The following is a 12,598-nucleotide window of genomic DNA, read 5'->3' as shown; positions in this document are numbered from 1 at the left end:
GCCCGCGTCAGCTCGGCCGGTGCCTCGCGCGCCATGCGCTCCACCAGGGTCACGAGGGCCTGGCGCTGGCTGCTGTCGGCCGCGCTCAACGCGGCCAGCCGGTCGACATTGAAGCTGCCGGCCGGGTTAGCGGCCGGCGCGGCCGGCGCGGCCGGGGCGGCTTCGCCGTCCCGGTCCAGGTATTCGCGCAAGGTCTCCATCATCTGCTCCACATCGATCGGTTTGGCGATGAAATCGTTCATGCCGGCCGCCATGCACTCCTCCCGCTCGGCCGCCGTGACACCCGCGCTCATGGCCAGGATGGGCTGGCGCACGCCCAGTTGCGTGCGCAGCAGCCGCGTGGCCGTGTAGCCGTCCATGACCGGCATCTGCACGTCCATCAGCACCAGGTCGAACCGGGCCGCGTCGAGCCGCATGGCGTCGACCGCTTCCTGGCCGTTGCCCACCACCGTCAGGATGACGCCGGTTGGCTCCAGTATACCCTTGGCCACCAGCTGGTTCAGGGCGTTGTCCTCGACGAGCAGGATGCGCGCGCCGGCCAGCCCCGTGGCCGGTAAGACCACCGCTTCGACCGGGGCCGCCTGTACGGGGCGTTCCCGGGCGCCCAGGACCGCCAGCAGGCCCGCCGCCGTCACCGGCCGGGCGAGGGGCACGGCGCCCGCCAGCGGCACCGGATTGCGTTCCGGGCCGCCCGTCAGCTGCAGCACTGTCACGGCATGGCCCGGCCAGCGCGCCGCCAGTGCCGCCTGCACGCGCGCCGTGTCGTCCTGGCCCACGCCCGAGAGCACTGCGTCCACCGGCATATCGTCCATCGGCAAGTCGTCCAGCAGCGCCAGGGCCTGCTCCGCATCGGGCCCGGCCAGCACGGACCAGCCCAGCGCCGTCGCCGCGTGGCCAACGGCGGCCCGGCTGGCGGCGCCGCCGTCGATCAGCACCAGGCGCCCGCCGGGCGGCATCTGCACCGGTGCCGCCGACTGGGCACACGTGAGCGGCAAGGTGACGGTAAACGTGCTGCCCTGGCCCGGCTGGCTGCTGACGGCGATGCGCCCGCCCATCAGTTCGGTGAGCTGGCGCGCGATGGCCAGGCCCAGGCCGGTGCCGCCGAAGCGGCGCGAGATGCCCGCGTCGGCCTGCTCGAAGGGCCGGAACAGCCGCGCCACCTGCTCCTCGCTGATGCCGATGCCCGTGTCGCGCACCTCGATGCGCAAGGTGGCCGTGCTGCCATGCTGGCTGAGGCGGTCGATGACGACCGTCACGCCCCCTTCGCCGGTGAATTTCAGGGCATTGCTCACCAGGTTCAGCACCACCTGCTGCAGGCGCGTGATGTCGCCGATATAGGTGGCCGGCAGGTCGGGCGCCACGTCCACGGCCAGGTCCAGCGCCTTGCCGCTGGCACGCATGGCAGTGGCGACCCCTTCGACCAGCTGGGTCAGCGGGAAGGGCAAGGCGGCGATATCGACCTTGCCGGCCTCGATCTTGGAAAAATCCAGCACGTCGTTGATGATGCCCACCAGGGTCTTGCCGCAGGACTGGATCATGCCCACGTATTCGCGCTGCTGCGGCGTCAGCCCCGTGCTGTCGAGCAGGTGTGCCAGCCCCAGCACAGCATTCATCGGCGTGCGGATCTCATGGCTGACATTGGCCACGAACTCGCTCTTGGCGCGGCTGGCCGCCTGGGCCAGCCGTTCGTTGCGCGCCTGGCCCAGCTCGGCCATCTTGCGGTCCGTGATGTCGGTGACCATCGTGTGGAAGCCCTGCACGACACCATTCGCGTCCACGTTCGGGATGTAGTCACCCATGAAGTAGCGCGGCCAGCCGGGGTGCTGGAAGTCCGTCTCGAAGTGCACCGCCTCGCCGGCCAGCGCCCGTTCGACCAGCGGCAGCAGCACGGCATAGGCCGATTCGCCCAGCACGTCGCGCATGTGCCGGCCGACGATGGCGTCCGCTTCCAGGTTCAAGGTCACGCAGTAGGTGCGGTTGACGAAGCGGTACACGTGGCCGCTGTCGATGTAGCCGATCAGGGCCGGGTTGTTGTCGGCCATCGTGCGCAGGAAGCGTTCGCTGTCGGCCAGTTGCCGCTCGGCCTTGCGCCGCGCCGTGATGTCGCTGCTGGCGACGACGGCGCCCAGGCGCGCGCCGTCCGCGCCCACCAGCGCATGGCCCGAGCACAGCAGGTGCCGGGCCGGCTGCCCCGGCGGCGCGATGACGATCTCGATGCCACTGATGGTTTCGCCGGCCAGGGCCCGCGCCAGCGGCACCATCGTGGGCGGCATCGGCTCGACGCCGTCGGGCTGGTAGACACTGCTGTGGCGGGCCCAGTCGACCGGCAGGTCGCCCTTGCGCGGCATGCCGTAGATTTCGCGGGCGGCGCGGTTGAACAGCGTCAGGTTGCCGGCCTCGTCGCACGCGGCCACGGCCACGTCGATGGCTTCCAGCACGGCCGTCAACAGGGCCCGCTCGCTTTCCAGCTCGCGCTCGATGCGCCGGCGCACGGAGATATCGTTGATGAAGGCGCCGAACGAACGCTCGCCGCCCACGTCGATCAGGCCGATCGTCATCTCGACGGGGAATTCCTCGCCGCCGCGGCGCTGCGCCATCAGTTCCAGGCGGCGGCCCAGCACGCGGCCCTCGCCCGTTTCCAGGAAACGGCGCAGACCGCGCTGGTGCGCTTCGCGCAGGCTGGCCGGCACCACCACCTCGTGCAGCAGGGTACCCAGCACTTCGTCGCGGCGCCAGCCGAACATCTGCTCGGCCTGGGGGTTCCAGCCCGTGATGCGCCCGGCGCTGTCCATGCCGACGAAGGCATCCTGGGCCGTCTCGAGGATGGTGCGGATGCGTTCCTCGCTGCGGCGCACGGAGTCGAGCGAACGGGCCAGGTCGCCGGTGCGCTGCTCGACGCGCCGCTCCAGCTCCACATTCATCTGCGTCAGCTGCTTCTGCTGCTCGTGCAGGCGCTGCAGGCTGGCGTTGACGGCGCCCGTCAGCGCGGTCAGCTCGAAGAAGCTGCCGGGGGCCACGTCGATGGCATGGTCGTCGCCCTGCTCGATGGCGGCTGCCGACGTGGCCGCGTCCAGCAGCGGCTGCGTGATGCGGCGCGACACGCGCCAGCCCAGCAGCGAAAAGCCCAGCGCCACGGCCAGGCCGACACCGAACACGCGCAGCTGCAGCTCGCGTACGGGTCCGTAGGCGGCGCGCACTTCCTGGCGCGTCAGCACGACCCAGCCCAGGCCGGGGTTGGTGCCGAAGCCGCGCGTGCTGGCAGCGCCGACCAGGTAGCTGCGCCCGTCGGCCCAGCGTTCCTCGCGGCTGTCGGGCCGGCCGGCTCGGGCGGCCGTGACGGCGCCCGACACGATCGCGCTGCCCGTCAATCCGGCGGGGCCGGACAGCACCTTGCCGGTGCGATCGACGATCAGGGTCTGTTCGCCGCCGTCCGCGGTCCGGTCCAGGCTGCTGCGAATCTGCTCCGCCCAGCGCCAGTTCAGGTGCGCGCCAAGCACGCCGACGACACGGCCGGCCGCATCGCGCACGGGGAAGGCAATGTCGACGAAGCGCGGCGGACCGTCCCGCTGCGCCGGCAGCAACCTGGCCAGCAGCACGGCTTCGTGCACGTCATGCACGAACTTGCCGCCCAGCGCGCCGCTGAACCACGGCCGCGTGGCCACGTTGGCCCCTTCGAGCAGGCCGCCGGTGGCCGTGGCGACCTTGCCGCTTGGCGCGACCCACCCGATCCATGCATACATGGGATAGCTCGACTGCAACTGTTCGACGATATGGCGGCGCTCCGCGTCCGGCAGCCCCGGCTCGCTGAACTCGCGCCGGGCCGCCAGCAACTGCACGTCGCGGTAGCGTTCATGCAGGGTGGCATCGAGCTGTTCGGCGCCATGGCGGGCGCGCTCGGCCAGGCCGTCGCCGATCATGCGTTTCAGTTCGTCCGTGGACAGGTAGCCCAGCAGGATCACCAGCACGACGGTCAGCAGCAGTGCGCTGGCCGAGGCCCACAGCGCGAGCGACGTGCCCAGGCGCTGGCGCGGCAGGAAGGTCGGGACCGTCATGGCCGGTGGCCGCTGGGGCAGGTGACGGTGGGAACAATGCTGGCACGGCGGGCCGGATTGGCCGCCACCGGACGAATGGGCATGGAGGTCTTCCTGTCTGGCTGGGGAACACAGGAACCGGGGGCGGGGGTTCGCGAACTGTTGCGGGCTGGGCCCTTTTGCGCGAGTGTACCCGAAGCTGGCGGGCATGGGTGCCGCCAAGCCACCGGTGTTGTATCCAGGCAGCAACAACAAATAATGCTGATCATGGTGCCGGCGCGCCGGCCGGCACCGTGGTCACGGGGAGCGGCAGCCGGGCCTGGGGCCGGCGCCGCCCCGGCGGCGGCTCAGGCTGCGTACAGCATCTGGGCCGGCACGTCGTTCTGCGAGAAGGCCACGCGGAACTTGCCGCGGCGGTCGCCCATCAGCAGGCGCAGCTGCGCGATCGTGATGTCGGACACTTCGTGCATGCGGATCAGCAGCGACGGGCCGATGGCCAGGCGGAAGTGGCGGATCTTGCTGATCACGGGCGGCGCCACTTCCAGCAGGCGCGCCAGGGCGGCGTCGTTCTTCAGGTCCAGCACGTCGATCAGGTGGTCGAGCAGGCGGTTCGGGTCGTAGTTCAGCAGGGTCTCGCCGGCGTTGGCGGCAGGCGTCGTCATCAGGTCAAGGGTCGTCATGTCAATCTCCAGTCATTTGCAGTTCACGGGCCCCGGCAGTGGCCGGGACGAAAAACCGGTGCGGGCAGGACGGCCATGGGCGGGCCATGACTGATCGTGCGAAAGGCGGAACCGGTGAATGTGAGATGCGCCAGGAGTGGCGTCCCCGCGGAGGTGCGGAAGGGAACTCTGGTCCGCGGCAGGTGTTTGGGAGCGGGACCGGTTTCTATATTGCACGAAAAATTCTTTATATGCAATCGCAATATTGCGTGTGGCGTTTTCGCCATGGCTGCCGTGACGACATGGCGCCGCACGTTTTCCGAACGCGCTAGCATCGCGATATACAGGGGGAATCATGATCGACCTCGACGGAGACACGGCCGTGCCGGCCGACGGCGGCAGCGGCGAAGCGCCCGCGCTGGTGGTGCTGGACGCGCAGTGCCACGTGACGGGCATGAGCGCGGCGTTTCGCATGCGCCTGGACGCCGTGGCCGACCAGGTGGCCAGCCAGGTGGCCGCCACCTTGTGCCCGCCGCCCGCGCCGACGCCGGAAGAGGCCCATGCCCAGGCCCGCGCCGGCTTGGCGGCCGCGCTCGAAGGCAGCGCGGGGCAAAGCCTGCAGGTGGTGCCGGTCCACGCGGCCGAGGGCGAACTGACGGGCTACGTGGGCGTGCTGGAACGCAGTTCGGCCGGCACGGCCCGTTTCCAGGAATTGCTGGACCACCTGCCCGCCGGGGTCGTCGTGCACGCGGCCGATGCCACCATCCTGACGGCCAACCGGGCCGCCGAGCGCCTGCTGGGCCGCACCCTGACGGACCTGCGCGGCATGACGGCGACGGTGCCGGAGTGGCGCCTGCTGCAGCCGGACGGCCGCCCGATGCCGGACGCGATGTATCCGGTGCATCAGGTGCGCCGCTCGCGCGCCGAGGTGGCGGGCTTTATCGTCGGCCTGCGCCGCTACGGGCCCGCCAACGGCGATGAAGGCGTGTCCTGGATGATCTGCAATGCCTACCCCGTGTTCGACGGGGCCGGCGACCTGCAGGAGGTGGTGGTGTGCTTCACCGATTGCACCGACCTGAAGGATGCTGAACGGCGCCTGAGCAAGTCCGAGGAACGCCTGCGCCTTGTGCTGCGGGGCTCGCGCGACGCCGTGTGGGACTTCGACCTGCGCTCGGGCGAAGCGTATTATTCCGACCGGTGGTGGGAAATGCTGGGCTTCGCGCCGGACGAGGTGTCGGCCGACCAGCAGACCTGGCGCCGTTTCCTGCACCCGGACGACCGCATGGCGCTGGACGTGTTCATGCGCGACCTGCTGGGTGGCGGGCGCGACAGCTTCAGCATCGAGCTGCGCCTGGCCCACCGCGACGGCCACTACGTGCCGATCCTGTCGCGCGGCTTCGTGCTGCACGACGAGGCGGGCCGCCCCGTGCGCGTGTCCGGCACCAACACGGACCTGACGGAACGCAAGGAGAGCGAACGGCGCATCTATCACCTGGCCTATTACGACCACCTGACGGGACTGCCGAACCGGCGCTACCTGCTGGAACAGCTGAACAAGGTGGCCAGCCGGGGCAGCCGCCAGGCCCGCGTCGGCGCCATGCTGTTCATCGACCTGGACAACTTCAAGCAGCTCAACGACACCATGGGCCACGAGGCGGGCGACCTGCTGTTGCAGCAGGTGGCGGAGCGGCTGCGCCATTCGGTGCGCGACAGCGACCAGCTGGCCCGGCTGGGCGGCGACGAATTCGTCATCGCGCTGGAGAACCTGGGGCCGAGCGACCAGGAGGCCGCCGTCGAGGCAGAAAAGGTGGCGCACAAGATGCTCACCGTCCTCGAGCGCCCGCACCGCATCGCCCAGCGCACCATCACCGTCACGCCCAGCATCGGCATCTCCCTGTTCGGCGGCACGGACGCGTCGATCGATGAGGTGCTGAAACAGGCCGATATCGCCATGTACCATGCCAAGGCGGCTGGCCGCAACACGTTGCGCTTCTTCGACCCGGCCATGCAGGCCGCCATCGATGCCCGCAGCGCGATGGAGACGGATTTGCGTCAGGGCCTGCAGTGGCACCATTTTCCCCTGTACTGCCAGCCCCAGTTCAGCGCCGACGGCAAGCTGGTCGGCGGCGAGATGCTGCTGCGCTGGCAGCATCCCCGGCGCGGCCTGGTGGGGCCGGGCGAATTCATCGACCTGGCCGAAAGCACGGGCCTGATCGTGGCCATCGGCCACCAGGCCCTGCGGGACGCCTGCCAATGCCTGGCACGCTGGTCCGCCCTCCCCGTGCTGAGCGACATCTCGCTGGCCGTCAATGTCAGCGTGCAGCAGCTGGTGCAGCCGGACTTCGCCACCGGCGTGCTGGCCATCCTGGAAGAGACGGGGGCGCCGCCGGAGCGGCTCAGCCTGGAGCTGACGGAAAGCATCCTGGCCGAGAACGGGCAGGACGTCATCGACAAGATGCTGGAACTGCGCCGCCACGGCGTGCTGTTCTCGCTGGACGATTTCGGCACGGGCTACTCATCGCTGTCCTACCTGAAACGGTTCCCGTTCTGCGCCCTGAAGGTGGACCGCGCCTTCGTCAACGACGCCCGCGAGGGCTCGAACGCGGGCGCTATCGCCGAACTGATCGTGGCTCTGGGCAAGACCCTGGGCCTGAAGGTGATTGCCGAAGGCGTGGAGAACGAACAACAATTCGGCTTCCTGCGCGAGCACCAGTGCGACGCGTTCCAGGGTTTCCTGTTCGCGCCGGCCCTGCCCCTGGACGAATTCGAGCGTCGCTACTGTCCTGCCTGACGGTGGCCACACCCTCGTGCTTGACTTGTGCACTGCAACGCGAGATGCTGTGCACGGATCGCGCACGCGGTCACTTCACGTACGGGAGCCGACATGTTCCAGGCAGGCGACATACAGCAGGACCGGCGGCGTGACAACACCATGGCCGCCGTCATCGACGAAGCGATCCGCTTCGACCAGGAACGGGGCGCCGCACTGGCCTGGGCCTTCCTCGCCAGTCACGGCCTCTCGCCGGAAACCATCCTGCGCGTTCTGTCCCATGCGCCGGACGGGGCCGTGCCACGGCGCCAGACGGCGCACTGAGCAAAGACGCACGGCAAAAAGCCGGCTGCGCGCCGGCTTTTTCACGTTGGTTTGGGCAGCGTCAGTGTTGCGCGACGGCCTGGCCCCGGGTGCCGCGGGCGGCGAAATAGCAGGCACCGGCGCAGCGTTCCAGGCCGGAGCGGTCCAGCACGACGATCATGCCGCGGCGGCACTGGATCAGGCCGTCGGCCTGCAGCTTGCCGGCGGCGGCCGTGATGCTTTCGCGGCGCACGCCCAGCAGGTTGGCGATCAATTCCTGGGTGACCTTCAATTCTTCCGATGGCGAACGATCCAGGCGTTCGAGCAGCCAGCGGCACAGCTTCTGTTCGATACTGCTGTGGCGGCTGCTGACGACATTTTGCGCCAGCTGGGCGAACAGGCTGCTCGTGTAGCGCATCAGCTGCTGGGCCAGCACGCCACCTTCGCCGAACAGTTCGCGCAAGGTGTCGGTACGCAGGCGGTAGCCGTAGCCGGCAGCTTGGACGACGGCCGTGTTGCTGGCGCGCTCGCCTTTATACATTGTCACGCCGGCCACGCCTTCGCGGCCGACGACGGCGATCTCCGTCGTCACGCCGTCTTCATTGACGTACTGCAGCGACACGATGGCCGTCGTGGGGAAATAGCTGAATTCGATCTTGTCGCCGAAGTCGTACAGGTGCTTGCCGACCGGCATCGCCACCAGCTCCAGGCTGGGAATCAGCCGTTCCAGTTCGGCCTGGGGCAGTGCGCGCAGCAGTTCGTTCTGCTGTACGCCGGTCAGGCTGATCGCCGGCGGCATGCCCGCGGTGCGTTTGCCCGCCAGGGAAATCGGGGCCTGCAGGGCCTGGATAGGAGCGCGCTGGGTGGCGGAATCGGCTTGCGTGGTCTTGAACATATGGGGCACCTGTATCGTTGTTGTCATTTCCTCCACTTTATGGCTGAGCGGACGTTTTGAGAGTCGGACAGTGGGTTCATCGCTTGTAGTACAGCAGCATTAGGCCTTGTAATCTCTGTCCTACGTGAAGTGGCGCACATTCAAGAGGGGTCAATTCTCGGAAAATACGTCTCAGAGGCAATTTTGCCGGACACGCGAATTCACCCCATGAACAACTTTGTCAAAGTCTCGTACGCCCTGCAACGTCAACAACGCGCCGTCGAACGCACCCTGTATGCCAGCTCGACCGAGGAAAGCGTCGTCGCGTCGAAGTGGGCCGACGCCTGGCACCGGCTGGTGCAGCGCCGCCTGGACCGCCTGGCCATGGCCGAGCAGCCCAGCCGCTACGTCGACAGCCGCGGCCGCCTGCTGCACTGACAAGTTGTGCGGCGGCGCGCCCGCGCCGCCGTTCCTTCCCTGCCCTGCCTCTCCCAGCCCTGGCAAGGTGTTGACGAGCCGTTAAGGCGCAACACTTTCCCTCCAGACAAGCTGTTATAACTTCCATATTGGTTTAACACATCAGTCCGTATGCTAGTATGCGGCGGCGATGCGCCGCGCCCTATGGGGCCGGCGTGCGACAGAACCGCTGCGGGCCTATCCGGCAATGCACGGCATCGAGAGACACCCAACACCAAATTGGAGAAGCAGTGAGTATTTTCAGAACCAAGAATCTAGACGACATGGTTGCGGCCAGTCGCAAACCGGGCGGCCTGAAGAAAGTCCTGGGCCCCTTCGACCTGATCCTGATGGGCATCGGCGCCATCGTCGGCACGGGCATCTTCGTGCTGACCGGCACGGGCGCGCTGACAGCCGGCCCCGCCCTGACGATCTCGTTCATCATCGCCGCCATGGCCTGCGGCTTCGCCGCCCTGTGCTATGCGGAATTTTCATCGACCGTGCCGGTGGCCGGCTCGATCTACACCTACAGCTACGCCACCCTGGGCGAGCTGGTGGCGTGGATGATCGGCTGGGACCTGATGCTGGAATACGGCCTGGCCACGTCGGCCGTGTCGGTCGGCTGGTCCGGCTACTTCCAGTCGCTGATCGCCGGCTTCGGCCTGCACCTGCCGGACGCACTGACGGCCGCACCGGGCGCCGTTCCGGGCAAGGTGACGTATTTCAACCTGCCGGCCCTGCTGATCATGCTGGTGCTGACGACGATGCTGTCCTGGGGCATGCGCGAATCGGCCCGGCTGAACAACATCATGGTGGCCATCAAGGTGGCAGTCGTACTGCTGTTTATCGCCGTCGGCGCGCGCCACGTGCAGCCCGAAAACTGGCAGCCCTTCATGCCTTACGGCCATACGGGCGTGCTGAGCGCCGCCGCCCTCGTGTTCTTCGCCTTTATCGGCTTCGATGCCGTAACGTCGGCGGCCGAGGAAGTCAAGCGGCCGGAACGCGACCTGCCGATCGGCATCATCGGTTCGCTGGCCGTCTGCACCATCCTGTATGTCATCGTGTCGGCCATCATGACGGGCATCGTGCCGTACAAGCAGTTCCTCGGCGTCGACCATCCGGTGTCGCTGGCGCTGAAGTACGCGGGCGAGAACTGGGTCGCCGGCTTCGTCGACCTGGGTGCCATCCTGGGCATGACCACCGTCATCCTCGTCATGGCCTACGGCCAGACCCGCGTCATCTTCGCCATGTCGCGCGACGGCCTGCTGCCGAAAAAGCTGTCGTCGATCCACCCGACGCACAGCACGCCGTTCTTCGCCACCTGGGTGGTGGGCATCGTGTTCGGCCTGATCGCCGCGCTGATCCCGCTGGACGTGCTGACCGAACTGATCAATATCGGCACCCTGGCTGCGTTCAGCCTCGTGTCGATCGCCGTCATCATCCTGCGCAAGAAGCGTCCCGAGCTGCACCGCGCCTTCCGTTGCCCCGGCGTGCCCGTCATCCCCCTGCTGGCCGTGGCCTTCTGCGTGGTCCTGATGAGCTACCTGTCGGCCACCACGTGGATCGCCTTCGGCATCTGGCTGTTGCTGGGCCTGGTGATCTACTTCGGCTACTCGCGAAAGCGCTCGCTGCTGCACAAGGACTGACAGCAGGGGTCGATGGGCGCCGGCCTTGCGGCGTCGCCCCGGGCGGCTAGACTGGAACGGTCAGCTGCCCGGAGCCGCCATGCCCAAGCCGCCCCATCTGCTTCTTCCGATACTGCTGGCCGCGCTGGCCGCGCTGCCTGCTCCCCCTGCGCGGGCCCAGATCTCCATCGAGCCGGACCAGGTGGTCGCCGCCATCGACCTGGCCACCCTGCTCGACAGCCGCCAACGCCAGTCGCGCCCGCCTGGCCAGGCGTGGTTCGAACTGCTGCGCGGCAGCCAGCCCGTCATTGTCACGGCGCCCCACGCCACGCGGCCGTTTCGGGCCGGGCGTTTCCGCTTCGCCGACGGCGGCGGTACGGCCGCGCTGGCGCGGGCCCTGCACGAGACCTGCGGCGCCACGGTGCTGTACACGGTGTGGGACAGCCCGGCCGACCCCAATTTTGACGACGACAACGAGTTCAAGGCGCGCCTGGGCGAACTGATCGCCGAGTTGCGTCCCATCCTGGTACTGGACATCCATGCCAGCAATGCCTTCCGGCCCTACGACATCGACCTGGGCACGATGCACGGCCAGTCCGTCGCGGGCGACCCCGCCATCGTGCCGCAGCTGGCGGCCGCCCTGCGCGGCGCCGGCCTTGTGAACGTGTCGGACAACCGCTTTCCTGCCGCGCGCAACCGCACCATCACCCGTTATGCCCACGCGCGCGGCGTGCCGGCCGTGCAACTGGAGTTTTCCGTCACGCGCACGTCGCCCCAGGACGGTCCCCTGGCCGGCCACCTGTTCGCCCAGGCGCTGGAGGGGCTGGCCCGCTCTCTCGACGGGCGCGGGCGCTGCACCCACGCGGCCGCCGCCTCGGCTGCCGAGCCCTGAGGCGGGCGAGGCGAAAAGCCGCCACCCGGCGTGGCCCGGTGTTCGGCGACAACTAGCTGCAGGGAATGGAGGGCGCGGTCCACGCACGATCGGCGGACCCGTCGCGTTCGAGCGCCGCTCGGCGCGGGATGTGGAACCGCGGGCGGCGGGGCTGCAGGGCCCTTAAAGCAGTCGCAGCATGGCCGCCTTGATGACGCCGGCCGTCTTGTTGACGGCGCCCAGCTTCTCCAGCGCGTTATTGACGTGGAAATTGACGGTGCGTTCCGAGATATGCATGATCTGGCCCACTTCGCCGGACGTCTTGCCGTCCGCCGTCCAGCGCAGCACTTCGATCTCGCGCGGGGTCAGCGGCGGATGGCTGGGCGCGGCGATCGACACGAGGCGCGTCATGCCCTCGTGCGCCACCTGCACCAGCCACGACATCTTCAGCGAGTGTTCGCGCAGCTCCGTCTCGCCCAGGATATCGTGCGAGCGCGCCAGGGTCAGCAGGCCGCCGACGCCACGCGCGTCGTAGGAAGACTGGGCCCAGCCCACGCGCAGGCCGTGGCCGCGTGCATCCTCCCAGAACTCGGGGCACTGGCCGAAGACCTTGTCCGTCCACACCAGCGGCAGCACCGACTGCATGCCGTGTGCCACCGTGGGATCGATGCGCAGGTAGTTCTGGCGTGCGTAGCGGTCCTGCCAGTGACGCGAATAGTTATTCTTCATGTACATCTTCGGATTCGACACGGGCAGCGGCATGCGCAGCCCGTAGGCACAATATTCGAATCCCAGATCGTAGGCAGCCGCCGCCAGCACGTCGAACAGTTCGTCCTCGGTGGCTGCCGTCAGCAAGCCCTGCATCTGCTTGTCTTGCCAGTGCGTTAAATTCACAGTATCAGCTCCCCGCTGGTGGGCCGCGCGCTGCAGTCATGGCCATATGCGCCAGTCATGCAGCCGCCCGGCGGTAGTCGCGCTTCGGGCTCCGGATGCACAACCGCACGGAGCT

At 68.3% G+C, this 12,598-nt stretch carries 9 protein-coding genes; 5 read left to right on the top strand and 4 right to left on the bottom strand.

The genetic code is table 11. The features are described from left to right. Both GM672_RS19440 and GM672_RS19435 read right to left on the bottom strand, forming a co-directional pair. On the bottom strand, window positions 1-4,052 hold a 4,052-nt coding region (locus GM672_RS19440; protein ID WP_155472189.1), incomplete at its 3' end, for a PAS domain S-box protein. A 326-nt stretch (window positions 4,053-4,378) separates the two neighbouring features. Next, window positions 4,379-4,711 carry a hypothetical protein gene (locus tag GM672_RS19435; RefSeq protein WP_155472188.1) on the bottom strand — a complete coding sequence of 111 codons (333 nt, stop codon included), beginning with the start codon at window positions 4,709-4,711 and terminating at the stop codon, window positions 4,379-4,381. Between the two features lie 334 nt (window positions 4,712-5,045). Between GM672_RS19435 and GM672_RS19430 the strand changes: the two genes are divergently transcribed. Then, window positions 5,046-7,481: a putative bifunctional diguanylate cyclase/phosphodiesterase gene (locus GM672_RS19430; RefSeq protein WP_229417825.1), complete on the top strand. Its 2,436-nt coding sequence runs from the start codon at window positions 5,046-5,048 to the stop codon at window positions 7,479-7,481. Window positions 7,482-7,574: 93 nt separating this feature from the next. Then, on the top strand, window positions 7,575-7,784 hold the full coding sequence (locus GM672_RS19425) for a hypothetical protein (RefSeq protein ID WP_155472187.1): 210 nt from the start codon (window positions 7,575-7,577) through the stop codon (window positions 7,782-7,784). Window positions 7,785-7,845: 61 nt separating this feature from the next. Here GM672_RS19425 and GM672_RS19420 read toward each other — a convergent pair whose 3' ends face one another. Continuing rightward, the gene (locus tag GM672_RS19420; RefSeq protein WP_155472193.1) at window positions 7,846-8,562 is read right to left on the bottom strand and encodes a Crp/Fnr family transcriptional regulator; all 717 of its coding nucleotides are present in this window, start codon (window positions 8,560-8,562) and stop codon (window positions 7,846-7,848) included. Between the two features lie 303 nt (window positions 8,563-8,865). Between GM672_RS19420 and GM672_RS19415 the strand changes: the two genes are divergently transcribed. The 3 genes from GM672_RS19415 to GM672_RS19405 all read left to right on the top strand — a co-directional run bounded on the left by GM672_RS19415 (window position 8,866) and on the right by GM672_RS19405 (window position 11,610). Next, window positions 8,866-9,075 (top strand): hypothetical protein, encoded by a 210-nt coding sequence (locus tag GM672_RS19415; protein ID WP_155472186.1) that lies wholly within the window; start codon window positions 8,866-8,868, stop codon window positions 9,073-9,075. A gap of 269 nt (window positions 9,076-9,344) precedes the next feature. Next, entirely contained in the window at window positions 9,345-10,739 is a 1,395-nt protein-coding gene (gene bcaP, locus GM672_RS19410; protein WP_170300148.1) for a branched-chain amino acid transporter BcaP, read from the top strand. 79 nt (window positions 10,740-10,818) lie between these two features. Then, a complete protein-coding gene (locus GM672_RS19405; RefSeq protein WP_155472184.1) occupies window positions 10,819-11,610 on the top strand; it encodes an N-formylglutamate amidohydrolase in 792 nt (263 codons plus the stop codon). A gap of 162 nt (window positions 11,611-11,772) precedes the next feature. On the opposite strand, the gene GM672_RS19400 is transcribed toward GM672_RS19405, so the two are convergent. Then, window positions 11,773-12,453, bottom strand: a complete 681-nt coding sequence (locus GM672_RS19400; protein ID WP_155472183.1) for an autoinducer binding domain-containing protein — start codon at window positions 12,451-12,453, stop codon at window positions 11,773-11,775. Between the last annotated feature and the right edge of the window lie 145 nt (window positions 12,454-12,598).

This window comes from Pseudoduganella buxea, from assembly GCF_009720835.1.
Lineage (GTDB): Bacteria > Pseudomonadota > Gammaproteobacteria > Burkholderiales > Burkholderiaceae_D > Rugamonas > Rugamonas buxea.
Note: the sequence above shows the minus strand (reverse complement) of the source record. Positions and strands in the feature narration are given on the sequence as shown.